Annotated in this window: 27 protein-coding genes; 20 read left to right on the top strand and 7 right to left on the bottom strand. The window is 63.5% G+C overall.

Annotated elements, in window-relative coordinates; all coding sequences use genetic code 11:
* The first annotated feature begins 35 nt into the window (after positions 1 to 35).
* Positions 36 to 1,286, top strand: a complete 1,251-nt coding sequence (locus HBA54_RS05485; protein ID WP_167222190.1) for a glycosyltransferase — start codon at positions 36 to 38, stop codon at positions 1,284 to 1,286.
* 12 nt (positions 1,287 to 1,298) lie between these two features.
* On the opposite strand, the gene HBA54_RS05480 is transcribed toward HBA54_RS05485, so the two are convergent.
* Complete coding sequence (locus tag HBA54_RS05480) at positions 1,299 to 1,979, bottom strand: acetyltransferase (RefSeq protein ID WP_240932538.1); 681 nt, start codon at positions 1,977 to 1,979, stop codon at positions 1,299 to 1,301.
* Positions 1,980 to 2,185: 206 nt separating this feature from the next.
* On the opposite strand from HBA54_RS05480, the gene HBA54_RS05475 reads away from it, so the two are divergent.
* From HBA54_RS05475 to HBA54_RS05440, 8 genes are all read left to right on the top strand, one after another.
* Positions 2,186 to 3,616, top strand: a complete 1,431-nt coding sequence (locus HBA54_RS05475; protein WP_205944429.1) for a phenylacetate--CoA ligase family protein — start codon at positions 2,186 to 2,188, stop codon at positions 3,614 to 3,616.
* Positions 3,617 to 3,705: 89 nt separating this feature from the next.
* The gene (locus tag HBA54_RS05470; RefSeq protein ID WP_167222184.1) at positions 3,706 to 3,876 is read left to right on the top strand and encodes a zinc-finger domain-containing protein; all 171 of its coding nucleotides are present in this window, start codon (positions 3,706 to 3,708) and stop codon (positions 3,874 to 3,876) included.
* A gap of 92 nt (positions 3,877 to 3,968) precedes the next feature.
* Positions 3,969 to 6,743 (top strand): DNA polymerase I, encoded by a 2,775-nt coding sequence (gene polA, locus HBA54_RS05465; protein WP_167222182.1) that lies wholly within the window; start codon positions 3,969 to 3,971, stop codon positions 6,741 to 6,743.
* Between the two features lie 18 nt (positions 6,744 to 6,761).
* On the top strand, positions 6,762 to 7,313 hold the full coding sequence (locus HBA54_RS05460) for a hypothetical protein (RefSeq protein ID WP_167222180.1): 552 nt from the start codon (positions 6,762 to 6,764) through the stop codon (positions 7,311 to 7,313).
* A gap of 40 nt (positions 7,314 to 7,353) precedes the next feature.
* Entirely contained in the window at positions 7,354 to 7,566 is a 213-nt protein-coding gene (gene merF / locus HBA54_RS05455) for a mercury resistance system transport protein MerF (RefSeq protein WP_167222178.1), read from the top strand.
* Positions 7,536 to 7,760 carry a GDCCVxC domain-containing (seleno)protein gene (locus HBA54_RS05450; protein ID WP_167222176.1) on the top strand — a complete coding sequence of 75 codons (225 nt, stop codon included), beginning with the start codon at positions 7,536 to 7,538 and terminating at the stop codon, positions 7,758 to 7,760. The genes merF and HBA54_RS05450 overlap by 31 nt, the downstream gene beginning before the upstream one ends.
* Positions 7,761 to 7,767: 7 nt before the next feature.
* A complete protein-coding gene (locus HBA54_RS05445) occupies positions 7,768 to 8,898 on the top strand; it encodes an aminotransferase class V-fold PLP-dependent enzyme (RefSeq protein ID WP_167222174.1) in 1,131 nt (376 codons plus the stop codon).
* A gap of 49 nt (positions 8,899 to 8,947) precedes the next feature.
* The gene (locus HBA54_RS05440; protein WP_205944428.1) at positions 8,948 to 9,436 is read left to right on the top strand and encodes a hypothetical protein; all 489 of its coding nucleotides are present in this window, start codon (positions 8,948 to 8,950) and stop codon (positions 9,434 to 9,436) included.
* 95 nt (positions 9,437 to 9,531) lie between these two features.
* Here the strand turns inward: HBA54_RS05440 and HBA54_RS05435 are convergent, their stop codons facing one another.
* From HBA54_RS05435 to HBA54_RS05420, 4 genes are all read right to left on the bottom strand, one after another.
* Positions 9,532 to 10,293 carry an SDR family NAD(P)-dependent oxidoreductase gene (locus tag HBA54_RS05435; protein ID WP_167222170.1) on the bottom strand — a complete coding sequence of 254 codons (762 nt, stop codon included), beginning with the start codon at positions 10,291 to 10,293 and terminating at the stop codon, positions 9,532 to 9,534.
* Between the two features lie 170 nt (positions 10,294 to 10,463).
* Positions 10,464 to 11,042 (bottom strand): TetR/AcrR family transcriptional regulator, encoded by a 579-nt coding sequence (locus HBA54_RS05430; RefSeq protein WP_167222168.1) that lies wholly within the window; start codon positions 11,040 to 11,042, stop codon positions 10,464 to 10,466.
* Positions 11,043 to 11,239: 197 nt separating this feature from the next.
* Entirely contained in the window at positions 11,240 to 12,850 is a 1,611-nt protein-coding gene (locus tag HBA54_RS05425) for a phosphoenolpyruvate carboxykinase (protein WP_167222166.1), read from the bottom strand.
* Positions 12,851 to 13,021: 171 nt separating this feature from the next.
* Positions 13,022 to 13,840, bottom strand: coding sequence for a HugZ family pyridoxamine 5'-phosphate oxidase (locus HBA54_RS05420; RefSeq protein WP_167222164.1), 819 nt, complete (start codon positions 13,838 to 13,840; stop codon positions 13,022 to 13,024).
* A gap of 202 nt (positions 13,841 to 14,042) precedes the next feature.
* On the opposite strand from HBA54_RS05420, the gene HBA54_RS05415 reads away from it, so the two are divergent.
* The 3 genes from HBA54_RS05415 to HBA54_RS05405 all read left to right on the top strand — a co-directional run bounded on the left by HBA54_RS05415 (position 14,043) and on the right by HBA54_RS05405 (position 16,726).
* A complete protein-coding gene (locus tag HBA54_RS05415) occupies positions 14,043 to 15,050 on the top strand; it encodes a sodium-dependent bicarbonate transport family permease (RefSeq protein ID WP_167222162.1) in 1,008 nt (335 codons plus the stop codon).
* Positions 15,051 to 15,139: 89 nt separating this feature from the next.
* A complete protein-coding gene (locus HBA54_RS05410) occupies positions 15,140 to 15,448 on the top strand; it encodes a DUF190 domain-containing protein (RefSeq protein ID WP_167222160.1) in 309 nt (102 codons plus the stop codon).
* A gap of 225 nt (positions 15,449 to 15,673) precedes the next feature.
* Positions 15,674 to 16,726: a patatin-like phospholipase family protein gene (locus HBA54_RS05405; protein ID WP_167222158.1), complete on the top strand. Its 1,053-nt coding sequence runs from the start codon at positions 15,674 to 15,676 to the stop codon at positions 16,724 to 16,726.
* Positions 16,727 to 16,747: 21 nt separating this feature from the next.
* Here the strand turns inward: HBA54_RS05405 and pspF are convergent, their stop codons facing one another.
* Positions 16,748 to 17,794: a phage shock protein operon transcriptional activator gene (pspF, locus tag HBA54_RS05400; protein WP_167222156.1), complete on the bottom strand. Its 1,047-nt coding sequence runs from the start codon at positions 17,792 to 17,794 to the stop codon at positions 16,748 to 16,750.
* A gap of 215 nt (positions 17,795 to 18,009) precedes the next feature.
* Here pspF and HBA54_RS05395 point away from each other — a divergent pair, with 215 nt between their 5' ends.
* The 5 genes from HBA54_RS05395 (at position 18,010) to HBA54_RS05375 (ending at position 20,927) form a co-directional block, all read left to right on the top strand.
* A complete protein-coding gene (locus HBA54_RS05395; RefSeq protein ID WP_167222154.1) occupies positions 18,010 to 18,150 on the top strand; it encodes a hypothetical protein in 141 nt (46 codons plus the stop codon).
* Between the two features lie 124 nt (positions 18,151 to 18,274).
* Positions 18,275 to 18,982: a phage shock protein PspA gene (gene pspA, locus HBA54_RS05390; RefSeq protein WP_167222152.1), complete on the top strand. Its 708-nt coding sequence runs from the start codon at positions 18,275 to 18,277 to the stop codon at positions 18,980 to 18,982.
* A gap of 22 nt (positions 18,983 to 19,004) precedes the next feature.
* Complete coding sequence (pspB, locus tag HBA54_RS05385) at positions 19,005 to 19,226, top strand: envelope stress response membrane protein PspB (protein ID WP_167222150.1); 222 nt, start codon at positions 19,005 to 19,007, stop codon at positions 19,224 to 19,226.
* On the top strand, positions 19,223 to 19,606 hold the full coding sequence (gene pspC / locus HBA54_RS05380) for an envelope stress response membrane protein PspC (protein ID WP_167222148.1): 384 nt from the start codon (positions 19,223 to 19,225) through the stop codon (positions 19,604 to 19,606). The genes pspB and pspC overlap by 4 nt, the downstream gene beginning before the upstream one ends.
* Before the next feature lie 49 nt (positions 19,607 to 19,655).
* Positions 19,656 to 20,927, top strand: a complete 1,272-nt coding sequence (locus tag HBA54_RS05375; protein WP_167222145.1) for a serine hydrolase domain-containing protein — start codon at positions 19,656 to 19,658, stop codon at positions 20,925 to 20,927.
* On the opposite strand, the gene HBA54_RS05370 is transcribed toward HBA54_RS05375, so the two are convergent.
* Positions 20,891 to 21,418, bottom strand: a complete 528-nt coding sequence (locus HBA54_RS05370; RefSeq protein WP_167222143.1) for a PAS domain-containing protein — start codon at positions 21,416 to 21,418, stop codon at positions 20,891 to 20,893. The genes HBA54_RS05375 and HBA54_RS05370 overlap by 37 nt on opposite strands.
* A 674-nt stretch (positions 21,419 to 22,092) precedes the next feature.
* Between HBA54_RS05370 and HBA54_RS05365 the strand changes: the two genes are divergently transcribed.
* The 3 genes from HBA54_RS05365 to rapZ all read left to right on the top strand — a co-directional run bounded on the left by HBA54_RS05365 (position 22,093) and on the right by rapZ (position 26,097).
* Positions 22,093 to 22,797, top strand: a complete 705-nt coding sequence (locus tag HBA54_RS05365; RefSeq protein WP_167222141.1) for a response regulator transcription factor — start codon at positions 22,093 to 22,095, stop codon at positions 22,795 to 22,797.
* Between the two features lie 111 nt (positions 22,798 to 22,908).
* On the top strand, positions 22,909 to 24,615 hold the full coding sequence (locus HBA54_RS05360) for a sensor histidine kinase (protein ID WP_167222139.1): 1,707 nt from the start codon (positions 22,909 to 22,911) through the stop codon (positions 24,613 to 24,615).
* 63 nt (positions 24,616 to 24,678) lie between these two features.
* Positions 24,679 to 26,097 carry an RNase adapter RapZ gene (gene rapZ, locus HBA54_RS05350; RefSeq protein ID WP_240932519.1) on the top strand — a complete coding sequence of 473 codons (1,419 nt, stop codon included), beginning with the start codon at positions 24,679 to 24,681 and terminating at the stop codon, positions 26,095 to 26,097.
* Positions 26,098 to 26,154: the final 57 nt, after the last annotated feature.

The raw sequence follows: 26,154 nt of genomic DNA, 5'->3' as shown, positions 1-26,154 counted from the left end.
GTTCTATCCCAAAGTTTCCCAAAGGATCTCCCCTGATGCCGGGTTTTCATCGAGTAGCTGTCATCGCACCGAAAGGGGATTACAACAATAACATGCTGCCGCTTTTCGCGGCCGATCTGGGGGCGGCTTTCAAAGCGTGCGGTCTGGAGGTTGTGGTCATTGACAGCAACGGGCGCGACTTCCAGCGTGAACTCCTGCGCTGTGCCCTCGACCCGGCCACGGCTATCTATGCGGGTCATTTTTTCTATGATTTCGGGCTTACACATGCCGATGAAACCCGCAGTGAGCGTGTAAGTCTCTTCGAGGCACTCGATCGTCCGGTCTTTGCCCGCCTTGCCGATCATCCTTTCGCACAGTTCATGTGGCGTCGGATCGAAGGTGCCTCCCGGACAACGCACTTTCTGACGCCGACCATGGAATTTAAGCCGGAGGCTCAATTCCTCAATCCGGCGCTCGCTCATTTTCATGGGGTTACGCCTTCGGTCACCATGCCGGTTCCCGACGAAGCTGCTGTGCCGCCATTGGCGCAGCGTCCCATCGACATCTTCATGCCATGCAGTTTCAAAGCGATTGCGCCGAGCGTAGAAGACTTGCGGCAACGCTATGCGGATCGCGGCAACCCGATGATGCAGGTTATCGACGAATCCGTGGCAGCCGGGGTGGCCGACCGCGACCGATCGATCATGGAGATCTTTCTGCAGGCGATCCAGCGGCATACAGGCCGACGCTTTGTGGCCAGCTTTCCGCTTGAGGGTGGTGACAAGGAAATTCTGCAGGTGTTGTCCAGTGTCGATTTCAAGGTACGGACACTGCGGCGTCTTCGTGTGGTGGAGAATCTGGCCCGCTTGGATCGCGATTTGCGCATCGTCGTGACCATACCTGAGGCCATGCGCGACAGGATTCCCCAGTTACAGAAGCGGCCCAATATTGAGCTCATTGGCAAGGTCGATGTCATACGCGCCGGCGAGCTTTATCTTGGCTCGAAATATGTCATCAACGTGAACCCGACGTACGTCTCGCTGGTTAGTGAGCGGGTGCGCAATGCCATGGCATTCGGCTGTTGCGTCATCTCGGACAGGTCTGCGCATATCGCGGAGACATTCGCCGAGGGGCGCGAAATCCTCTTCATGGATGAATATGATCCGAGCGTGTTGAGCGGCCATTTCAAAGAAGGGTTGGAAGCTTCGCAGGCGATCGCCTCATCAGCCCGCCAAAGGGTCCTGGCGGATTTCTCGGTCTCCAAATTGGCCGACGATATCGTCACCGTCATGCGCAGGGTCTCGTAAGGGCTCTGCTGTCTATAGTTTCATGTTGCTGGAATCGGTGCTGCGCTTGGCCGGGACTCCCACATAGAGACCGCCGGGTTCGGTGGAGCGGGTTGCCACGGCGCCGGCCGCCAGCATGCAGCGCTTTGCGAGGGTAACGCCATCGCGCAGCGTGGCGTTGATTCCTAGAAAACAATGCGACTCGATAGTGCATCCGCCGGCGATGGCTACGCGTGGGGCCAGAAAGCAATGATCGCCGATACGCCCGTCATGGGAGACGTGGACGCCGGCGCGCAGCACAACGTTGGATCCGATACTTGTAAAGGGTTCTACCACCGTGTTCTCGAAGATCATACACCCCTCGCCGATATCCAGGTCCGGCCACAACAGCGCTCTGCTCGCGATATAGTTGGCAAAGCGGTAGCCCATCGCTTTGCCCTCGGTGAAGCGGTCGGCTCTTGGCCGGTTCATATCGTGCGGTCCGACGGCGATCAGCAGATCGTGGCTCTCGGCCGGAAACTGATCGCTCAGCGATTCAAAGGGAACCACGGGCAGGCCAAGCATACGGTCTGTCTTCATCATCGCCTCGTCGACCGCAAAAGCGGCGACCTGGCGCGGGCTATCCTCCGACAGGCAGTAGTATGCGAGACGCGCCAGCGCGCCTGCGCCGAACAGTATGACTTTACGTGACGACTGCTTATCGGTGCCGGGCATTGCGGTCACTCGCTAATACTCTCAAAACAATCTCCACAGCAGGATCCGGACCGGGTTTCCCAACTGTCGGCCCATCTTAACCTCTCCGGCGAGCCTGCGGGACCGTAGTTTCCAGATTCCCAGCAACTCTAGACCCTACGGGGGATTCGCTGCCATCCCAATGGTGCAGTCGGGCCGGACTCTTTCCTAAGCAAAAGGTTTACCCGATGACGGGACTTCTGCTATCCGGGGGTATGACTGTGTCTTCGCCGACTGCGCCGCCGGTTTACCGGCCCCTGCCCAGCGCCCACAGCACGGTTGCCTGGCCGGCGCTGCCGGCGCCGGAAGTCGCCTTGATGGGCGCCCTGCTTCAACAGCTCGACGAGAGCCAGTGGTGGGCGCCTGAGGATATGCGGGCGCAGCAGCTGCGCCAGGCCAATGCCCTGCTGGTGCATGCCTATCGTACGGTGCCTTTCTACCGCGACCGGCTGGCGCAGGCGGGTTTCGTCCCCGGCCAGACCCTGACCGAAGATGTCTGGTCCGCGATCCCGATCCTCACCCGCGCGGACCTGCAGGAAGCCGGTGACAGGCTGCTCAGCACCCAGATTCCCGAGCGCCACGGCAAGACCTACGACATTTCGAGCAGCGGCTCGACGGGCCGGCCGGTGAAGGCCAAGGGCACCCGGCTGGTGCAGTTTTTCTGGGATGCGATGACGCTGCGGGAGCACATCTGGCATCGCCGCGACTTTCAGGGGAAGCTGGCGGCGGTCCGATCCTTTCCCAGCGGCGTCGCGGACTATCCGGCCGGTGCGCTCTCGCGCCACTGGGGGCGCTCGACCAAGGACATCTTCGCGACCGGCCCCAGCGCCATGTTGACGGTCAGTACGAGAACGAATGATCAAGTTGAGTGGCTGCTGCGCCAGCAACCCGCTTATCTGCTGACCTATCCCTCCGCCCTGCAGGAACTGCTGATTCATTGCAAAAGAGAGAGGATACGTATTCCCGGCCTGCTTCAGGTGCGCACGTTGTCAGAGGCGTTGAATCCGGAAATCCGAGGGCTTTGCCGGGACGTCTTGGATTTGGAGATCGCCGATCTCTACAGCACTCAGGAAAACGGATACTTGGCCTTTCAGTGCCCGGAACAGGGTGCCTATCACGTGCAGGCGGAATCGGCGCTGCTGGAAGTCCTCGACGAGCAAGGCCGGGCCTGCGTGCCGGGCGAGGTGGGCCATGTGGTGGTGACATCCCTGCACAACTTCGCCATGCCGATGCTGCGCTACGCCGTCGGCGACCTGGCGGAAGCCGGCGCCCTATGTCCCTGCGGGCGGGGCCTGCCGGTGCTGAACCGCATCCTCGGGCGGGTGCGCAACGTGCTGGTCTATCCCGACGGGCGCAGAAGCCGACCGCGGACCATCGAGATCTGGGAGGATGGGGTGCTGGACATTCGCCAGATGCAGATTATCCAGCATGCCCTCGATGACATCGAGATCCGGTTGGTGACCGGACATCCCTTTGCCGAAGCGGAAGAGAAGCTTGTGCAGGCGCGCTTTCATCAGTGTACTGGCCACAACTTTTCGACGCGCATCACCTATCACCAGGAGATCCCGCGCGGTCCCAGCGGCAAGTTCGAGGATTTCCGCTCGGAAGTCGCGGATTAGGATGCCCTTCAGGGATTGATTAGCTGCGGCAGCGCGCTATCATCGCGCCATTACCGTCCTTCCCGTCAGGGCCCTTTTGGAGAACAAGCATGGAGCCGGCAGAAATCGTTACCGTGGATCGCGAGCAGATCGCCTGCGACGGCGGGAAGGGCGGGCTCGGCCATCCACGGGTTTTCCTGAACATGGAGGGCAAGGGCCAGATCGACTGCCCCTACTGCGGCAAGCGTTTCGTCCTGAAGCAGGGCAGCGCCGCAGAATAGTCAGGATAATAGTCAGGATCTGTCAGCTGACCTGGCCGACAGGGGCCTTTGGGTGCTCGACTTAGCCCGGGCGCTCCGGCATTCTCCGGGACATGACAACACCCCCCTACAAGCACCTCTATCTGGTCGACGGTTCCGGCTACATCTTTCGGGCCTATTTCGCCATTCCGCCGCGCAGCACCGCCGACGGCAGGCCGGTCAACGCGACTTTCGGCTTCACAAACATGCTGATCAAGCTGCTGCGCGACAGCGATGCCGACGGCATCGCGGTGATCTTCGACAAGTCTGGCAAGACTTTCCGCAACGAGATCTACCCGGAATACAAGGCCCATCGGCCGGAGGCGCCGGAGGATCTGGTGCCCCAGTTCGCCGCGATCCGCGAGGCGACCAAGGCCTTCAACCTGCCCTGCATCGAGATGGAGGGCTACGAGGCCGACGACCTGATCGCCACCTATGCCCGCCAGGCCAAGGAGGCCGGGATCGAGGTCACGGTGGTGTCTTCCGACAAAGACCTGATGCAGTTGGTCGACGGCGGCATCGCCATGCTGGACCCGATGAAGGACAAGACCATCGGGCCGGACGAGGTGATGGAAAAGTTCGGCGTGGCACCGGAGAAGGTGATCGACGTCCAGGCCCTGGCCGGCGACTCAACCGACAACGTGCCGGGCGTGCCGGGCATCGGCATCAAGACCGCGGCGCAGCTGATCAACGAGTACGGCGATCTGGAATCGCTGCTGGAGCGGGCCGGCGAGATCAAGCAGAACAAGCGCCGTGAGAAGCTGATCGAAAACGCCGAGCTTGCGCGCGTTTCCAAGAAGCTTGTCACTCTGGAGCGCTATGCGCCGGTGACGGAGGGCATCGAGGGCTTTGCCCTGCGCCAGCCGGAGCCGGAAACCCTGCGTGCCTTTCTGGAACTCTATGAATTCCGTTCTCTGCTGCGGCGTCTGTCGGATCAGCTGGGCGACGAGGTTCCCGCAGAAGCAACGCCCGTCCCGGCGGCCCCGGGCGAGGCCAACTACGAGCTGGTTCAGGATCTGGCGGCCCTGGAGCGCTGGGTGGCGGCGGCGCAAAAGCGCGGCGTCCTGGCGGTCGATACCGAGACCACCTCGCTGGATGCGGTGGCGGCGGAACTGGTCGGCGTCTCCCTCTCCACCGAGGCCGGCAAGGCCTGTTACGTTCCCTTGGCCCACAAGGGCGATGCGCCGGCTGACGGCGGGCTGGACCTGGAAGGCGGCGGGGCGGAAGCACCGAAACAGATCCCCCTGGATCAGGCCATTGCCGCTTTGAAGCCTCTGTTGGAGGACCCCGGTGTCTTGAAGGTCGGGCAGAACATCAAGTACGACATGCTGATCTTCGCCCGCCAGGGCATCGATGTCGCCCCCATCGACGACACCATGCTGCTGTCCTATGTGGTCGAGGGCGGCCTGCACGGCCACGGTATGGACGACCTGGCGCAGATCCACCTGGACTATCAGACCATCAAGTTCAAGGACGTGGCCGGCAGCGGCAAGAACCAGGTGACCTTCGACCATGTGCCCCTGGAAAAGGCGCTGGACTACGCCGCTGAAGACGCCGATATCACCCTGCGCCTGCATCAGGTGTTGAAGCCGCGTCTGGTGGCCGACCGCCTGACCACGGTCTACGAGACCATCGAGCGGCCCCTGGTGCCGGTGCTGGCGGCGATGGAATTGACCGGCATCAAGGTCGACCGCGACACCCTGCGCCGTATGTCCAACGACTTTGCAACGCGCATCGGCGAACTGGAGGTGGCGATCCATAAGCTGGCGGGCCGGCCCTTCACCATCGGCTCGCCCAAGCAACTGGGCGAAATCCTCTTCGACGAGATGAGCCTGCCCGGCGGCAAGAAGGGCAAATCCGGCGCCTATGCGACCGGCGCCGATATTCTTCAGGGCCTGGCGGCCCAGGGCCACGACCTGCCGGCCCGGGTGCTGGACTGGCGCCAGTTGGCGAAGCTGAAAAGCACCTATACCGATGCGCTGCAGACCCAGATCAACGAGGAGACCGGGCGGGTCCACACCTCCTACTCCCAGGCCGTGGCCTCGACCGGGCGGCTGTCGTCCAACGACCCCAACCTGCAGAATATCCCGATCCGTACCGAGGAAGGCCGCAAGATCCGCACCGCCTTCGTCGCCGAGAAGGGCCACGTCCTGCTGTCGGTGGACTACAGCCAGATCGAGCTGCGCCTGACGGCGGAGATCGCCGAGGTCGAGGCCTTGAAGCAGGCCTTCCATGACGGCCAGGACATCCACGCCATCACCGCCGCCCAGGTCTTCGGCATCCCGGTCGAAGGCATGGACCCGATGACCCGGCGCAAGGCCAAGGCGATCAACTTCGGCATCATCTACGGCATTTCGGCCTTCGGTCTGGCGCAGAACCTGGGCATTCCCCAGGGCGAGGCCCGGGACTACATCGCCGCCTACTTCGAGCGCTACCCCGGCATTCGCGGCTATATGGACCGCACCAAGGCGCTGGCCGGCGAACAGGGTTTCGTCACCACCCTCTTCGGCCGCAAGATCCATGTGCCGGGCATCAAGGACAAGAACCCGGCAAGGCGCAGTTTCTCCGAACGCGCCGCCATCAACGCGCCGATCCAGGGCACCGCCGCCGATATCATCAAGCGGGCGATGATCCGCGTGCCCCCGGCGCTGGACAAGGCCGGGCTGAAGGCACGCATGCTGCTGCAGGTCCATGACGAGCTGCTGTTCGAGGTGCCGGAGGGCGAGGTCGAGGAAACCTCCGCCGTCGTCCGCGAGGTCATGGAAAACGCCTGCGCCCCAGCGCTGGAACTCTCCGTGCCCCTGGTCGCCGACGCCGGCACCGGCGCCAACTGGGCCGAGGCGCATTAGAAGATGTTTGGAGCGAAGATGAATCGACTGCTGACAGTTTTTGCTGGCTGCCTGTTCCTGACGGCCTGTGCCGGCCCTCAGATCAATGCGCTGGGGCCGTCGATGTCCGAGATCCAGGCTATGCCCCTGAAAGAAGCGCAGACACACTTGGCGGGCAGGACGGTGATGACCTTCATTGAGCGGCATCGGGAGTACCAAGACAGTTCCGATGCCTTGGGTTACTACAAATGGGTGGATGGACCGGGAACCCAGGTGGAGTTTCTTGCAGAAGACGGTCGCTGGTTTCTTTGGTCACCGGAGGGAACAGAACTGGCTTCAGGAGAATGGGTTCTTCGCTCTTGGTACAACGACAGATACTACATCTGTTTTTCTCCTTCCGGCGCCTTCAACAACGTGCTTGCCCGTCACGCGCAGGAAGACGAATTCAAATGTGTCTTGTTGGCGGAGTACGCCGGCCAGGTAGTTGAAGCACGGCGAGGCGACGCTTTTGAGCTTGCGAGTGGCCGCCTGCCATTCGAACTGAGCGCCGAACCGGCGACAATCGATAGTCTGTTGAAGCGTAGCGAATAGTGACCGCTTCGTCAGCCAGTTCGGGTTGTAAGGTTTGGTCATGACAAACAACTTGCTGCTTAAAACAGGTGTCGTCGGAACGGTGGTCGCCGCGCTCTGCTGTTTCACGCCGCTGCTGGTCGTCGTTCTCGGCAGCCTCGGGCTGTCGGCGCTGCTCGGCATTCTGGACTATGTGCTGCTGCCCGCCCTTGCCTTCTTCATTGCTCTCACGGTTTACGCCCTATGGAAAAGCAATCGCGCCAGGTCGAACTGAAGTCGATGCTGACTTGCCCGTCCTGCGGGCACGTCGAGACCGAAACCATGCCGACCGACGCCTGCCAGTGGTTCTACGACTGCAAGGGCTGCGGCGTGGTGCTGAAGCCGAAGCCGGGCGATTGCTGCGTCTTCTGCTCCTACGCTACGATGCCCTGCCCGCCGATCCAACTCGGCGACGGCTGTTGTTCCTAAAGTCCGCATGAGCATCCAGCGCTCTCTACGGCTCTTGCCCGCACCCAAGGACGACTTTATCGGCCTGACCGGCAAGGTGCATCTCTCCACCGGCGGTGAACCGCCCTTGCTGAAGGTTCACCGTCAGGCCTTCGAGCGCTTTGCCGCCGACAAGGCCAGCGGCTACGACGGCTACTGGCGCCATTGGGAGGAGGACGACGCGCTGCGCGGCGATCTCGCCCGGCTGATGCAGGCCGAGCCCGGGGATATCGGCATGGTGGGGAATGCCTCGGAGGCGATCATGCGCATCGTTGCCAGCATCGACTGGCGGCCCGGCGACAACGTGGTGGTGCCGGAACTGGATTATGCCAGCGGCCGCTTCGCTCTTGGCGGCCTCAAGGCGCGGGGCGTGGAGGTCCGCCTGGTGCCCGGGCGCGGCTGGTGGATCGCGCGGGAAGATATCGTCGCCGCCTGCGATAACCGCACACGTCTGGTCTACCTCAGCCAAGTGAATGCGCTGACCGGACAGCACCACGATATCGCCGCCCTGTCGCGCGCTCTGGAAGGCTCGGGCGCCGCCCTGATGGTGGATGCCAGCCATGCCCTGGGCGTGGTGCCGGTGGATGCCCGGCTCTGCGATTTCGTGGTCTCCTGCTGCTACAAATTCCTGCTCGGCATTCACGACGGCGTCCTGGTGTGGAACCGGCGGCGCCGGCCCGATTTCATCCCCTCCGGTGCAGGCTGGGCCTCGGCCACGGCGGGCGCCTCCCCGGCGGACTATCACCTGAAGCCCGACGCCCGGCGGGTGGAGTTCGGTAATGCGGGGCACCTCGGCGCCTATCTCCTGCGCGATTCTCTGGCCTACCTCGAAAGCTTCGGTATCGACGCCATCGCTGCCCACACCCGTGCGCTGGCCGGGCGGTTTATCGCCGGCATGGGGGCGCTTGGCCTTGAGGTCATGACCCCGGCAGCGCCCGAGAATCACGCCGGCAACGCTGCTTTCGTCTGCACCGATCCGCAAGGCCTGACCCGCAAGGCGGCCGCGGAAGACATCTTTGTCTGGGGCGACAACGGGCGCCTGCGCGTAACTGCCCACCTCTTCGCCACCGAAGAGGATGTCGAGACCTTCCTGGATCGCCTGCCGCGCTATCTCGCGTGAACCTTCGCCATGATTTGGCCAAGTTGTTCGGCCTGACTGAGGTTGTTTAATGATCGGGTTCAGGATTGCCATGCTGAAGCACTTTGTGACGACCGTCCTTTGCATCCTGGCTGCGGCCGCAGTCTTGATGGGAAGCGTCACGGCTTATGCCTGCCGGCAGCCGAGCTTGGAGTCACGTGTGGATGGTGCGCATGCCGTGTTTCACCTGCGCGTCGTCGAGGCGCGATTGGTGCAGCTCGAAGATCTGGGCATTGCCTGCGATGCGCAGTCAGACATGGATCGATGCGGGAGGGTCGAAGTGCGCTTTGACATCCTTGAGGCCTACAAGGACCCGGCCGAAATGATTGAGGTCTTCTACGCCGGCCTTCCCGGCCGCTGTCACCAACCCATTGGCATTGGGGAGGAGTACGTTTTTTTGTTGGAGGATCACAAGGGGTTCATCGAGTCCTATGTGGGCTCACTCCGCATCGGTCGCAGCATTGGAAAAGAAGAACTCACCAAGCTACGCGACCGCATAGTTCAACACCTCGAAGATTGACAGTGGCCGGAACCAAAGTGTGAGCGCATCCTGGCCTTGCGCGCTGGAAACCTGATGAGCTCACACCTTGGACCGACCGTATAGGGCTACCGCTTTCAGCGTCCGGCGGTGACGCCGCCGTCAACCGCCATCACCGTACCGGTGATCCAGCCGGCTTCCTCGGAGGCAAGGAAGAGCAGGGCCGCGACCACATCGGCGGGCTGGCCGTTGCGTCCGATAGGATGGAAGGCATTGAAGGTCGGCAGGGTCTTTTCAACTTCTTCCGGGCTCATGAAGGTTCCATAAACAGGGGTCTCTACGACTGCCGGGGCGACGCCGTTGACGCGGATCTTATCGTCGGCCAACTCGATCGCCAGATTGCGCACCAGGGCATGGACGCCGGCGTTGGCCGCGGAATAGGCGCTCGACGGTGTCGCTGCCACCGCCACATCGGCCCACATCGAACCGGTATGGACGATGGCGCCGCCACCCCGTTCGCGCATCGCCCTGGCTGCTGCCTGGGCGGTGAAGAACTTGCCCTTCAGAATGGTGGTGAGGAAACCGTCGTAGTCGGCCTCACTCAGCTCCAGGAACGGCTTGGGGGTGAAAATGCCGGCGTTGTTCAGCAGGATATCGACGCCGCCGAAAAGGGTCTTGGCTTTGTCGACCAAGGCCTGACCGACCTTCGGATCGCCGATGTCGCCGGCCAGGTAGTCGGCCCGCTCCGGCCCGATCTTCGCCACGGCCTGTTGCAGCTTTTCGCCGCTGCGTCCGTTGATGACGACCCTGGCACCCTCGGCCGCCAGGCGTTCCGCCGCTGCCAGGCCGATCCCCGAACCGCCGCCGGTGATGACGGCGACCTTGTCTTCAAAACGCATGATGTTTCCCTTTTTCTGGAGCAAAGGATGTTGTCTATCTAGTAGTAGATAGATAACTGGGGACTGCATTAGAAAGATCAAGGCATCGGCTGAGATATTGTTGTTCAGGAGGTCGATGCCGCCCGGCAAAACCAGCTATCGCAGCCGATCCTGACCGGGGCCGCCGGCCTTCAGTCCTGGTCGGGGGTCCTCAGAACGCGCAGGAAGGCGTTAGCCGCCCGGTCGAAGCGGTCGGTATCGTTCATCGCGCGGGCCACCACCATGGCGCCTTCAAGCAGGGAAAGGAACTGGTCGGCAACGGCCTGCGGATTGCCGCGAAAGGCGATCTCCTCGGCCTTGCGGCCCTGCTTCAGGACATCGATCAACCAGGCTTCGCAGAGGATGAAAAAGCCCGATACCTCGTTGTTCACCGGCGCCGGCAGGCCGCCCATCTCCGCGCCCAGCATGCCGCAGAGGCAGAGGCGGTCGTCACGCAGGGTCGCGCGGAACAGGGCGACGAAACACTTGAGGCGTTTGGGCGCCTCGGCGTTGCGCGTCAGAATGTCCTGCAGCTCCTCGGCAAAGGCCTCGCGGTAACGGCTGACCAGGGCCACGCCGAGATCGGCCTTGCTGGGGAAATGATAGTGGATGCTGGCCGACTTTATGCCGATCTCCTCGGCAATATCGCGATAGCTGAAGCCGTTGTAGCCGCGCGTCTGAACCAGCCGCTGCGCAATATCCAGTACCTTGTCTGCGGTGATCGCCGACATGCCTATAGAGCCCTCCCCCCCAAGGGTCTCAATAATGAAGCGATCGCGGCAAATAGCAACGATCTCATCGCGCTAGCCCTGACGAAAGAGTCTTAGGGAACCCTGGTGCAAGCTGTGCTGCCCCCTTTTTCCCGCCGGCGGCGTGTCGGGCGTCCGCCGGCGGGTATCTGGCAGGGGTGTTGCGAGGGGCTTCGCGATCAGGCTGCGGCGCGGATGCCGGCCTCGCGCACGGTTGCGCCGACATAGGGCTCGAACTGCTTGAAATTGGCCTCGAAACGCTGGGTAAGGTCACGCACGGTAAGGTCGTAGGCCTGCTTGTCGCCCCAGGTGTTGCGCGGGTTGAGTACCTCCGCCGGCACGTCCGGACAGGCCTGCGGTATGGCCAGGCCGAATTCCGGATGGCGCGCGGTGACCGCCTCGCTGAGGCCGCCGCTCAGCGCCGCGCGCACCATGGCCCTGGTATAGGCGATCTTCATGCGTGCACCTACACCATAGGCGCCGCCGGTCCAGCCGGTGTTGACGAGCCAGCATTTGGCGCCGGTGGCGGCCATCTTATCGCCCAGCATCTTGGCGTAGACCGAGGGGTGACGCGGCATGAAGGGCGCGCCGAAGCAGGTGGAGAAGGTGGCGGAGGGTTCGGCGCCCATGCCCTTCTCCGTTCCGGCCACCCGGGCGGTATAGCCGGAAAGGAAGTGGTACATGGCCTGGTCCGGCGTCAGGCTGGAGATCGGCGGCAGGACCCCGAAGGCATCGGCGGTGAGCATGACGATGTTCTTGGGCTGGCCGCCAAGGCTGTCGGCGCTGATGTTCGGAATGAAGTCCAGGGGGTAGCTGGCCCGGGTGTTTTCCGTGTGGCGGTTGTCGTCCAGGTCCAGCAGGCCGCTGGCCGGGTCCATCACCACATTCTCCAGCACCGTGCCGAAGCGCCGGGTGGTGGCATGGATCTCCGGTTCGGACTGCGGATCCAGGCGGATCACCTTGGCGTAGCAGCCGCCCTCGAAATTGAACACACCCTTGGGCGACCAGCCGTGCTCGTCGTCGCCGATCAGGCTGCGGCTGCCGTCGGCGGAAAGGGTGGTCTTGCCGGTGCCGGAAAGGCCGAAGAAGATCGCCGTGTCGCCGTCCGGCCCGATGTTCGCCGAACAATGCATGGGCAGTACATCGCGCTCGGGCAGCAGATAGTTGAGGATCGAGAAGATCGATTTCTTGATCTCCCCTGCATAGACCGTGCCGCCGATCACCACCAGACGGCGGGCGAAGTTCACGACGATGAAGCTTTCGCTGTTGGTGCCGTCGACTGCCGGTTCGGCATGGCAGAAGGGTGCGTGGAGCACCGTGAAGCCGGGCATGAAATCGGCCAGCGCTTCCTGGCCGGGCTGGATGAACATGTTGCGGGCAAAGAGCGCATGCCAGGCGGACTCGCTGACCACCCGCACCGGCAGGCGGTAGTCTGCGTCCGCGCCGGCGTATACGTCCTGCACGAAGACGTCGCGGCCCTGCAGATAGGCGACGACTTTTTGATAGAGGCGCTCGAAACCGTCCTCATCGATGCCGACGTTCACATCGCCCCACCAGATATCCTGCTCGGTCGAAGCCTCGCGGGTGATGAACTTGTCCTTGGGCGAGCGCCCGGTGTGTTTGCCGGTCAGAACGACCAGGGCGCCGCCTTCCGACAACTGACTCTCGTCACGCTTCAACGACTCGCTGTAAAGCGCAGCGACACCCAGATTCCAATAAGCTTTTCGGATGTTTACGAGGCCATGCAGAGACAGGCCGTGGCGGCTGGCCGCCGCGCCGATGGTTTCCAATGTAACGTTCTCCCACTGTCGAGTTTTTGGTTCGAGTTCTTGCTTTGTTGGTTTACGGTCCCGCCCTTAAGGGGGCGAAGTTTCCGGTTCCTGAAGGTTTTCTGCCGGCTGACAGATAATTTGCCGGAGCGGGCATTGCCATGCTGTTTGTGTGTCTTTTCTGATCCTTCCTCAATCAGGTGATGAGCGCCCTGCCTCCGCCAGCTTTCGGGCCTGCTGTGTCAGGGCGACCAGGGCCGCGCGTGCCGCCTGGGCATCGGCGATCGGCCCGGTGAAGTGCCCGGCGAAGTCGACACGCTGCAGCCCGCCGGGGCCGCGCAGGTCGAAACCTTCGGGATCGATGCCGGTCATGACCCAGGGGTCCTCCCCTTGACCGCCGTCGTCCTGATGCAGCAGGTGGCGCGCGATCAGCGCCAGGGCATCGGCGTGGTCTTCGTTCATGTGCGCCACAATGTCGCTTTCCGCGGCGGCCAGGACCTCGGCGGCGCTGCAGTCGTAGAGCAGGCTTTCGGCGTCGATCCAGTGAATGGCGCCGAAGCCGGCGACCAGATGCGCCTTGTCGACGGTGAAGCGATAGAGGTTGAAGTCGCCGAAACCGGCATAGAGCGCCGCGCCGGGGTGGCGGTTCTGAAAGCGCTGCAACGCTGCGGCGGACTCGACCCGCCCGAGGCTGCCCTGCAGGCTGAGCCGTGGGCCGGTCAGGGGGTCCTGGTGGCCGGCTGTGCCGTCGATCAGCAGGCCCGCCCGCGGCGAGGCCTTCAGGTTTGCCGTGTGGTCGGCCAGGTCCGACAGCAGCAACAGGGGGCTGGCGTCCTGGTCCACCGCAACGATCACCAGCGAGGCATAGGGGTCGCCGCTGCCGTCGCGTTGCAGGCTGGTGGCCAGGCTGGCCCGCTCGGCACGCCGCAGCAGCCCGCGGCCTTGCACCCCCGGGGCCGGTCCGGGCCTCTCTTTCGCGGCGCCGTTTTCGCCGCCGCTTTCAAAAGCCATCAGCGTTCCTCGAAGAACCGGACATAAGAACAAGCTAACGTTAGCCCATCGCACCCCGGCTTGCAGCAGTCAAACGCAGGGAGGCATGCCCTGCGGCGATCTATCGCTTCTTGGTTTGGTTTGGGTCTTGGACTAAAAGTCTGAACGCTCCGTTGTTCCTTGCAGCCGAACCCCTCCCAACAAGCTGTTCCGGAAAATCTCAGTGCCTGATCTGCTTCCCCTTGCGCTCGACAATCTGCTCTCGCCGATCATCCTGTTCTTCGCCCTGGGCTTCGGCGCGGCGATGCTGCGCTCGGATCTGTCGGTGCCGGAGGCCTTTGCCAAGGCGATGGCGCTCTACCTCATGCTCGCAATCGGCTTCAAAGGCGGTGTGGAGCTGAACAAACAGGGCCTCGACTGGACGGTCGGGGTGATTCTTCTCGCCGGCGCCGCGCTCAGTTTTCTGATTCCCCTGATCGCCTATACCCTGCTGCGGATCTTTACCCGCCTGGGGCAGGCCGATGCAGCGGCGGTCGCGGCCCACTACGGCTCGATTTCCGTGGTCACCTTCGTTGCCGGCAGCGAGTTCCTGACCCTGATGGGGATCGGCTTCGAGGGCTACATGGTCGCCGTCATGGCGATCATGGAGACGCCGGCCATCGTCACCGGTATCTGGCTGGCGCGGCGCAACCTCAACGGAGCAGGCGGGCAGGCGCCGCGGCGGTCCCGCCCCGGCCTGCTGGACCGCGACCTGATGCGTGAGATCTTTCTGAACGGCAGCGTCGTTATCCTGATCGGCGCCTTTGCCATCGGCTGGATCACCGGTCCCAAGGGGCTCGATGCGATTGCGCCTTTCGTGGTGGCGCCCTTCAAGGGCGTGCTCTGCCTGTTTCTGCTGGACATGGGCCTGGTGGCGGCAACCCGCCTGCGCGGCGCGTCGGAGCTGACCTGGCGGCTGGTCTTGTTCGGTCTCGCCATGCCGGTGATCGGGGCCTCGCTGGGGCTTGCCACCGGCTGGGCCCTGTCGCTCGGCGCCGGGGAGACCGCGCTGCTGGCGCTGCTGGCCGGCAGCGCCTCCTACATCGCCGTGCCGGCCTCCATGCGTCTGGCGGTCCCCGAAGCCAGTCCCGGCATCTATCTCACCCTGTCGCTGGCCATTACCTTTCCTTTCAACCTGACGCTCGGCATTCCGCTCTACTTTTCCATCGCCGCGGCGATATCTTCGCCCTAGATACCGCCGCTGCGATATCATCGCCCTACATATCGCCGCTGCGATATCATTGCCCTGGATGAATCGGGGCACCCGGAGACACGCGACCCATGGAAACCCATCACCGCAAGAAGCTGGACATCATCGTCGAGGCCCCCCTGCAGCGCCGCGTCGTCGCTCTGCTGGAGGAGCAGGAAGTACGCGGCTACACCGTCATGCCCTGCCTGGCCGGTAAGGGGGCGGATGGAACCTGGCAGCAGGGCGAGATCAGCGATGCTTTTTCGATGCGCCTGATCGTCGTCATTGCCCGGGAAGAGGCGGCCCGGCGGATCATGGAGGCGGCGCACGAGCTGCTGCGCGACTACAGCGCCATCATCACCCTCTCCGACGTCGAGGTGATCCGCGCCGATCATTTCTGATCCTGCGGTCATCGGCGGTCCTCGCCCGCAGCCGTCGTCCCTCGCCGGCTGCGATCTGCTGCTGCCGCGATCTGCCACAGAATCGCCTTAAGTTATTGTTCATTAATCATAATTAGAACACTGGCAAGGGTTGCGCCCTGGTCCCTTGTTAGGGGAATGGCTGCAGTAAGGTCGTCAAGAAACCGCTTCTGGATGGAAATGTCCCGGACCTTGTCTGGAGGCATTATGGCTTTGCGAGACGGCGTTTCACGCCTTGATACGACCCCGGCACGCCAGCTTTGGCGCTCACGGCGCCGCAAGACTGCGACACCGCGCTTATCGCTTTCGCTCGCCCTGCAGGGCGGCGGTGCCCATGGCGCCTTTACCTGGGGCGTGCTGGACCGCCTTCTTGAGGAAGATCGGCTCGATATCGACGGCCTGAGCGGGGCCAGCGCCGGCGCCTTGAATGCGGCTGCCCTGGCCAGCGGCTGGCTGGAGGGCGGACGAGACGGCGCACGCGAAAGCCTGGATCGGCTCTGGCGCCGGGTCAGCAGCCTTGGCGAGTTCAATCCGCCCGCCGCCGCCTCTCCGGCCCTCGATATGATGACGCGGATGTTCTCGCCGTATCAGCTCAATCCCCTGGGCGTGAACCCCCTGCGGGCGGTGCTGGAGGAGGCTATCGACTTCGAAGCCCTGCGTGCGGCGGTGGCGCCGCGGCTGTTCGTTTCCGCCACCGAGCTGAAGCAGGGCCGCGCGGCGCTGTTCGAAAACCCGGATATGACCGCCGATGCCTTGTTGGCGTCGGCCTGCCTGCCCCATCTCTACCGCGCTGTGGCGATCGACGGGGCGCACTACTGGGATGGCGGCTTCATGGCCAATCCGACGATCTTTCCCCTGGTTTTTCACTGTGACAGCCGGGACGTGCTGATTGTCCAGATCGATTCCCTGACCACCGACGAGGTGCCGCGCTCGGCGCGCCAGATCGCCAACCGGCGCAGCCAGATCGTCTTCAACGCCCCCCTGATGCGCGAGCTCGAGGGCCTGGCCTATATGGGCCGCATGGCCGCTGCGGGAAAGGCGCGGGGCGACAGCATGGCGGCCAGGGTACGGGGGCTGAACCTCCACCTGCTGGAGGGCGGCGCCGCCATGCGCGCCTTGGATGTGTCGAGCAAGCAGCGTGCCGACTGGGGTTTTCTTCAGGACCTCAAGGCCATCGGCCGGGAAGCGGCGGCGGTCTGGCTGGAACGTCATGGGGCAGCCCTGGGCAGGCGCTCCACGGTCGAGCTGCCGGGCGCTTGAACAGGGGCACCATGATCCGCCTCAGGCCGGGCGCTCCAGCAGGCCGTGCTTGCGCAGGCGGTTGCGGAGCTGGTCGTAGGTCAGGCCGAGCTGCTTTGCGGTGGCCCGCTGGTTGAAGCGCTGCGCCGTCAGGGCTTGCTGCAACAGATCGTGCTCGACCCGTTTCAGCGCCTCGCGCAGGTCGAAGGCCCGCAAGGGGTCGGACAGCACGCCGGCGCCTTTGTCTTCCGCAGCCGCGGCAGGCCTCTCCGGTTTGTCCCGCTCCCCTGACCGCGCGCTGGGCCCGGGGTCCAGCGGATAGGGGCTGGCAAAGGGATCGAGCACGATCCGGTCGACCGGTGCCTCGGCGTGGCTGCGGGCGACCGAACGCTCCACGACGTTGCGCAGCTCGCGCACATTGCCCGGCCAGGGGTGGTTCAGCAGTTGATCGACAGCGGATTCGCTGAAGCCGGGGAATTGCGGCCAGTCGAGCTCGTTGGCCATCTCCCGCCCGAAGTGGGCCGACAGCAGGGGAATGTCCTCCGGCCGCGCGCGCAGGGGCGGCAGGGTGATGACCTCAAAGGCCAGGCGGTCGAGCAGGTCGGCGCGAAAGCGCCCCTCGCTCGCCGCCGCCGGCAGGTCTTCGTTGGTGGCCCCGATCACCCGCACCTCGACGCTCAGGGTGGTGTTGCCACCGACCCGCTCAAAAGCGCCGTACTCGATGACCCGCAGCAGTTTTTCCTGGACCGCCGGCGTGGCCGCGGCGATCTCGTCGAGGAACAGGCTGCCGCCGTCGGCCAGCTCGAAGCGGCCGGCGCGCCGTTTCGCCGCACCGGTAAAGGCGCCGGCCTCGTGCCCGAAGAGCTCGGTTTCCAGCAGGCTCTCCGCCAGGGCGGCGCAGTTCAGCTTCACGAAAGGCCCGCCCCAGCATTGCGAGAGGAAATGCAGGCGGGCGGCGACCAGCTCCTTGCCGGTGCCGCGCTCGCCGATCACCAGGACCGGGCGGTCCAGTGGCGCGACGCGGGAGATTTGTTCGGCCAGGGCCAGGAAGGCCGGCGACTCGCCGATCAAAGGGGGAAGTTCGGGCATCTTCATATCGTGAATATAGCTATGAAAGAGTTTAAATCACCAATAATTGGTATTTCTGATGCATCGCAAGTTTCGTGAATATGCCCCGGATTGTGGAAAATATTATTTGAATCAATGGGATGGCGTAGTTTTGAGAACTTGGCACGGTCTCTGCAATATCTCTGCAAAAGACACCATGGGGGTGGCTTCAACCTGAGAGACAGAGGCTGAGACTGATGAACCGCTTCACCGACGAGCCCCGAACGCGAAACCTGGAAAGCTGGATCGACCGCATTGGCGCTTACCTGCGCAGCCGCACTGCCGATCATTGGCTGATGTTTATCGGCGGTCTGTTGCTGGGCATCATCGTAGGTTAACGCAAGACCTGACCCTATCACGCGCCGCCGGCGCTGAGCGATGAGCGCCCGCCTGGTACGGCGACCGATCGAAGACAAAGACAAACCAAGACCCAAAGAGAAACCGAGACAAGGAACAAGACAGATGGGCATTTTCTCCCGCCTTGCAGACATCATCAATTCGAACCTCAATGCGATCCTGGACCGCGCCGAAGAGCCGGAAAAGATCATCCGCCTGGTGATCCAGGAGATGGAAGACACCCTGGTCGAGGTGCGCAGCACCGCGGCCAAGACCATCGCCGAGAAAAAAGAGATCAGCCGCCGCCTGGCGCGCCTGAGCGAGGCGCAGCAGGGTTGGGAGCAGAAGGCCGAGCTGGCCCTCAGCAAGGGCCGTGATGATCTCGCCAAGGGCGCCCTGCTGGAGAAAGCCAAGCTGGCCGAGGCCGCCCAGGCGCTTCAGGAAGAATTCGGCGACCTGGAAGAGCTGCTGCAGCAGGGCGAAACCGATATCGTCAAACTGGAGAGCAAGCTGCGCGAAGCCAAGGCCAAGCAGCAGGCGCTGGCGGCCCGCCACGAAACCGCCGGTTCGCGCCTGAAGGTCCGCCGGACGCTATATGACGGCCGGGTGGAGGAGGCCTTCAGCCGCTTCGAACAGGTCGAGAAGAAGCTGGACGAGGCCGAGGGCGCCGTTGAAGCCTACGATCTCGGCCGCGACGGCCGCTCGCTGGCCGATGAAATTTCCGACCTTGCCGCCGAATCCGCTATTGAAGAGGAATTGGCGGCCATGAAGGCGCGGATCGGCAAGGACGGGGCCAAGAAGGCCGGCGACGGCGGCAAGCCGGAAAGCAATTAAGGACGCCAGGGGATAGAAGGCCATGGATTTCGAAGCACCGATCATAGTCTTCCTGGCGGTGGTCGCGCCGATCTGGATCATTGCGCACTACGCGACGCGCTGGCGGGCCACCAAGTCGCTGTCGACCGACGAAGAGCAGCTGCTTGAAGAGCTCTGGAAGAGCGCCGAGCGCATGGAGCAGCGGATCAACTCATTGGAGCGCATCCTGGATGCGGAGGTAACGGACTGGAGGAAAAAGCTATGACCGGGTCGCCGCAGCGCCCCACCCGCCTCTATCGCAACCGCGCGCGCGGCAAGGTGACCGGGGTCTGCGCCGGTCTTGCCGACTACTTCGGCATCAGCACTTTCATAGTGCGGCTGGTCGCGGTGATGGCGCTTCTGATGTTCACCTTTCCGACCCTGGTCTGTTATTTCCTGGCGACGATCCTGATCGATCCCGCACCGGAATTCACCTATCATTCGGAAGAGGAAAAGGAGTTCTGGCGCCAGGTGCGCCTGAAGCCCAGCGAATCCCTCTCCCGCCTGCGGCACAAGTTCCGCGATCAGGAACAGCGCGTCCGCAGCATGGAGGCCTTCGTGACCTCCTCAGAGGCACGGCTCCACCGGGAGTTCCGGGAGCTTTGATAAAGGGCGCGCCGGCAAACGGCGCCGCCATCATCGGGAATGTATAGTCATGAGACGTCCAAGACGCGGCGGGGTCGCCGCCCTGGCGGTGATTCCGCTCAGCCTGCTGGCCCTGTTCGGATACTTCATCGCAACCTTCGAGGGGCCGCTCCTGCCGGGGGACGTGGCGCCCCCGGCGCCAGCGCCGGCCATCCGCCTGAGCGATGCCGATACGCAGCGCCTTGGCTGGGATCCGCGCGGCCTCGACGCCGCCTTCGGCTATACGGCCGGCTTGAGCAGCGATACCTTGATGATCGTCACCGAGGGTGAAACGGTCGCGGCCTTCGGCGATCTTGAAAAGCCGCGGCATCTTCATTCCATCCGCAAGGCCGTGCTGTCTGCCCTGGTCGGCCAGCATGCCGGGACAGGCGGCCAGCAGATTCCACTCACCGCGACACTGGCGGAACTGGGGATCGATGATCGCCCGCAGCCGCTGACCGCGTTGCAGAGCCAGGCTACCGTCCTGCACCTGCTGAAGTCCCTTTCAGGGATCAATCACGCCGCCGCGGCCGAAGAGGGGCTGCTGGCCGAGAAAAAGCGCCGCCTGGGCGAGGGCGAGAACCCGCCGGGAACGATCTGGGCCTACAACAACTGGGACACCAACGCCCTGACGACCATCTTCGAGGCGCGCACGGGGCTTTCGGTGGCCGAGGCTTTCGCGACCGGGATCGCCGAGCCGCTCGGCCTGCGCGACCATCGCGCCGGGGCGATTACCTATATCGCGGCGCCGGCGCTGTCGCAGCACCGGGCGGCGATGTTCCATATGTCCGCCCGCGATCTCGCGCGCTTCGGTGCGCTTTATCTCAACAAGGGTGTGGTCGACGGCACGCAGGTGCTGCCGGCAGCCTGGATCGAGCGCATCGCCGTCGATTTCACGGAAACCGGCAACGCGGGCCTGCGCCAGGGACACGGCTATCTATGGTGGGTTCCAGGGCCGGGAACGGATCTGCCAAAAGGCACGTTCTGGGCCTGGGGCTTTGGCCAGCAGGCGCTTTTCGTCGTGCCCGAATGGCGCAGCGTCATCGTGCATCAGGCTGATACGGATGAGCTTCTGAAACGCTTTTTCAGCCTGGTCAGGGATAAGAAGTTGAACCCGGAGACAGCGATCGGGCAGCTTGCGTTTTCCTGTCTTGAGCCGAATGACGGCAGCATCGAATTCTGTGCCGAGCACCGCCTCATACTGCGCCGCGAATTCGCGGAACTGATTTCGTTGATCGCCGCTGCCCGCCTTGGGCAGGAAGAGTCTCAGTCTTCGTCGGCGGCGTGGCGTACCAGGGAATAGACCAGGATCTGGCTGACGTTGGCGCCGTCTTCGGAAAGCGGCAGCAGGATCACGAACTCGCATCGCAAGGCGCCGCGGGGGGTTTTGAACTCAAGCAGTTCGAACAGGAAACGGCCTTCGCGGCGGACCAGCTCGTAGGTATCCGTGACGGCTTCCAGGCTGGGCCCGAAGTAACCCTCGCTTACCAGCTTCCCGGTCGGGTCGTGGCCGCGGATCTGGACCTCCTCGGTGCCCACCACGCGATACCGCAGAATACCGTTGCCCCGGTCATCGACACCTTCGACGTCGATCAACAGCAGGCTCGGCAGATGATGGACCACCTTGGCCGGATCGAAATCTGCCCGACAGGGCATGCGGCGGTCACCGCGCAGACCGTCCCAGTAGTGGAAAATCTCCGCAATCCGTTCCGGGCAATGGTCCAGGAAGGCGCGGCTTGTGCTGCGCGCCGGCAGACCGTGCCGGATTCTGTGAAAGTCCTCGTTTAAAGTCACGCCGCAACCGGCCTTTGCATGCTGCTCAAACGAAATCTCCGCCCTTGTTTCCTTTGCAAAGAGAAACGGATGTACCCGCCCCTATAAAGTGCAAGAAACAAACAAAAACACGCGTTGGATGAAATTATATATCCCTGGTGGATATAATCAGCCAACAAATACTCCCATAGGGAACTTATATCATCCGACCCTAAACACAGTTTCGCCACTACGGGAACTAATTGTCACCTGTTTTTGCTTTTGGCTCAAGAGTCGCTGCTGGAGAGGATTGTCAGGTGTTGTCCGCTTTGGAATCGGGAAGTCACAGGCGCCGGTGGGCATTTGCAAGGATTGCAGCGGGACCGCAACCGGGCCGGTCCTTTTTCTATCCCGGAAATGCCGCAAATCCGCCACAGTCGGCGATCAACCTGCCGGGACTGTCGCGCCGGTGCCGGGTTTCCTTTCACCGTTCCTTATCGGCGTTTTCTGTCGGGGGTTCCTTATGTCTTTGATCGCGCGGCTTGCTGTCCGCTTCGGGTTCTGCTTTGGTCCGCCGGGCTCTATGGTGTCTTCTGGAACAGGGCACTTTGCGCAGGGATCTGCTGGGGTGATCTGATTTAATGAACCAGATTGAACAATGGGACGCCTTATGGGCAGCTTTAACACGCTCTAGGCATTAAACAGGCACACGAACCATGCAAGAAACCATCGCCCTGGTGGACGATGACCGTAATATCCTGGCGTCGGTTTCCATCGCCCTGGAAGCCGAGGGCTTCAAGGTGCGCACCTATAACGACGGCGCAGAGGCGCTGCGCGGTATTGCCGCCAGCCCCGTCGATCTGGCCGTCCTGGACATCAAGATGCCGCGGATGGACGGCATGGAGCTGTTGGGCCACCTGCGTAAGGCCTCGAACCTGCCGGTGATCTTTCTGACCTCCAAGGACGATGAGATCGACGAGGTTCTCGGCCTGCGTATGGGGGCCGACGACTACATCACCAAGCCATTCTCGCAGCGTCTGCTGATCGAACGGATTCGCGCTCTGCTGCGCCGCGAGAAGGGTGGCGACGACGGCGTTCCGGGAAGCGCGGGGGCCGAGGCGCCGATCCTGCGCGGCGATCTGACGTTGGATCCGGCACGCCATCTCTGCACATGGAAGGAAGGGCGCGTCAATCTGACGGTGACGGAGTTCCTGATCCTGAAGGCACTGGCGCTGCGCCCGGGTCATGTGAAGAACCGCGATCAACTGATGGATGCCGCCTATGGCGAGTCGATCTATGTCGATGACCGCACCATCGACAGTCACATCAAGCGCCTGCGTAAGAAGTTCCGCGATGCCGACGACGACTTCCAACAGATAGAGACGCTCTATGGCGTCGGCTATCGCTACCGCGAGCAATAGCCCCGGCGTCTTGCCGGGCCGGGGCTTTCGGGCCCCCGGGCCGGGAAGAACCGGCCGGGCGGTAAGGCGAGCGCGCGCCTCGATGTGTTGTGTCCGACCCGGCCTGTGCCCATGACGGCGGAAAGCGAAGAGAAGCCGGGCCTCGGCCTCGGCCGCTGGTTCGCCAGAACAAAGCCGCGGCAGGCCTCGAAGGGCGTGGGGGCGGAAGCTACCGTTCCCCGGCCGCTGCCGCGCCGGCGGCGGCGTTGGCGCTCACCCCTCACAAGGCGCATTCTGACCATCAACGTCCTGGTGCTGCTGATACCGGTGCTCGGTCTTCTCCATCTCGACCAGTATCGCCAGAGCCTGATCGCCGCAGAGCTCGATGCGCTGCGGATTCAGGGCCGGGCCTTCTCCCTTTCCCTCGGCAGCACGGCGGTGGTCGCCACCCAGGTCGGCGACGAACAGCTGTTGCCGGAGGTGACGCGCAACCTGATGCGGGTGCTGCTGGTGGATACCGGGGTCCGGGCCAGGATCTTCGCCCGTTCCGGTGATCTGCTGGCGGACAGCTTTATCCTCAGCGGACCGGGCGGAAAGGTACAGGTCATGGCCCTGCCGCCGGAGAAAAAGGGCGGCCTCAGCCTGCTCGGCCGCCTTTATGAGGCCGCTTTGAAATGGGTCTCCGGCAACGACGACTTCCCGCCCTACCGCGAGGAGCGTGTCCAGAAGGCGGCGGACTATGGGGAGGTCGGCGGCGCCCTGGCCGGCGACAGCCCGGGCATGGTGCGGGCCGACCGCCAGGGACGGCTTGTCCTGTCGATTGCCGTGCCGGTGCAGCGCTATCGCCAGGTTCTGGGTGCTCTCATGCTGTCCAAGGACGGCGCCGACGTGGACGAGGCGGTCGACGACCGGCGCCGCGACATCCTGATCGTCTGCGGGCTGGCCTTTGCCGTGACGGTGCTGCTGTCGTTTTACCTGGCGGGTACCATCGCCCGGCCCATCCGCCGCCTCGCCCAGGCCGCGGACTTGGTGCGCTATGGCAAGGGGCGGCAGTACGAGATTCCCGACTTCCGGCGCCGCGGCGACGAGATCGGCGACCTCTCAGATGCCCTGCGCTCCATGACCGAAGCCTTATGGAACCGGATGGATGCGATCGAGGCCTTTGCCGCCGACGTGGCGCATGAGATCAAAAATCCCCTGACATCGCTGCGCAGCGCGGTGGAAACCGTGGCCCGGATCGAAGATCCGGATCAGCAGCGGCGCCTCATGTCGATCATCCTGGACGACGTCCACCGCCTCGACCGGCTGATCAGCGATATCTCCGATGCCTCGCGCCTGGATGCCGAACTGTCAAGAGCACAGACCGAATCGATCGATGTCGGTGAACTTCTGCGGGCACTTGTGTCGCTGCATCAAGCCGTGGATGCCGAGCAGGGGCCGCGATTTACGCTGGATTTATTGGATCACCAGGATCTGCGGGTCCCAGGGCTTGAGGATCGCCTCGGGCAGGTTTTCCGCAACCTGATCACCAATGCGATCACTTTTTCGCCGCCGGACGGCCAGATCAGACTGGCGGCGCAACGCCAGGGCGAGGATATCGAGGTTTCCATCTGCGACGACGGTCCGGGGATTCCCGAGGGCAAGCTGGAGGCGGTTTTCGAACGGTTTTACACCGAGCGTCCGGCGGGGGAGAAGTTCGGCACCCATTCCGGGCTTGGCCTGTCGATCTCGAAACAGATTGTCGAAGCCCATGGCGGCACCATCGAGGCGGAAAACCGGTGCGACCCCGACGGTACGGTGCGGGGTGCCTGCTTCGTGGTGACCTTGCCGGCCGAATAGTCCGGCCCGGCCGATTATCCGGACTGGTTCTGCTGTTGGGGATTAGGGGGCTGAGGAACCGATATGGCCGAAAACCTGCACGCCACCACCGTGGCCCTGGGCGACTGGGCCGTCGCCCTCTGCGGGCCGCCGGGGGCCGGCAAGTCCGAGCTGGCGCTGCGCCTCATCGATCAGGGCGCCGTGCTGGTCAGCGACGACCAGACCCTGTTGGAGCCAAGGGACGGCCGGGTGATCGCCTCTGCGCCGGAGAGCATTGCCGGCAAGCTCGAGGTTCGCGGCCTGGGGATTGTCGAAATGCCGTTCCGTGCCGCGGCGCCGCTTGCCCTGCTGGTTGACCTGCGCCCTGAAGCGCAGATCGATCGGCTGCCCGAAATAGAACGGCGCGCGGTCTGCGGCATCGGGCTTCGGCGTATCGCCCTGGACCCGGATAGTCTTTCCGCCCCTGAAAAGCTGCGGCTTGCCCTGCGCGATGAGGCTGCGCATATATTGCGCGCGGCAGCGGTTGAAACGCCGCCGCCGGACGCCTTCCCGAAAGCCGGCAAAGCGGAGACCGATCGACCTGTGAGTGAGGAAACGCTGATTGCGGCGGAGAGGGCGGAGACCGCCGGCCTGCGCCTGGTGCTGGTGACGGGCATGTCCGGGGCCGGGCGTTCGACGGCCCTGAAGGTTCTTGAGGACGAGGGCTACGAAGCGATCGACAACCTGCCTCTCAGTCTGCTCGATGCCGTCGTCGGAGAGGTCGGGCTGAAGCGCCCGATCGCCGTTGGGGTCGATATCCGCACCCGTGATTTCGCCGTCGCGCCGGTTCTCGAACAGCTCGATGCCCTGACCGGCGACCGGCGCTTCGCCACCACGCTGCTGTTCGTCGACTGTGAGGACGAAGTTCTCGGGCGGCGCTTTACCGAAACCCGACGGCGTCATCCCCTGGCCGAGGACCGCCCGGTTGCCGACGGCATTGCCGCGGAGCGACGCCTGGTCGCCCCCTTGCGCGAGCGCGCGGACCTGATGATCGATTCCTCGCGCCTGACCCCGGCGGACTTCCGGGCTCAGGTTTTGGGGCATCTCGATCTGGGTTCCGGCGGCGGCATGGCGGTTTTCGTGACGTCTTTTTCATTTCGCCAGGGCCTGCCGCGAGAGGCGGATCTGGTGTTTGACGTGCGCTTTCTGTCAAACCCGCACTACGACCCCGACCTGCGCCCCTTATCGGGCCGCGATGATGCCGTGGCCGCTTTTGTCGAGAAAGACCCGGGCTTTGCCCCCTTTTTCGATCATCTGACGGGGATGCTGGAACCTTTGCTGCCGCGCTATGAGCGGGAAGGCAAAAGCTATCTCACCATTGCCGTCGGCTGCACCGGCGGCAGACACCGTTCGGTTTTCACAGCAGAGCGGCTTGCCGCATGGTTGGGCGAACAGGACCGGCGGGTACATCTCGGTCACCGCGATATTGCGCGCGACCCGCAGCGCGCAGCCGGCAAGGCCTGAGCGGGTGGTGATACTTCAGGCAGCGCACGGGAAACTTGCGGTTGAGATAAAACGTTG

Source organism: Pelagibius litoralis, from assembly GCF_011683915.1.
Classification (GTDB): Bacteria; Pseudomonadota; Alphaproteobacteria; order Kiloniellales; family Kiloniellaceae; genus Pelagibius; species Pelagibius litoralis.
The sequence above is the reverse complement of the archived record's forward strand: the minus strand, read 5'-3'. Positions and strand labels throughout refer to the sequence as shown.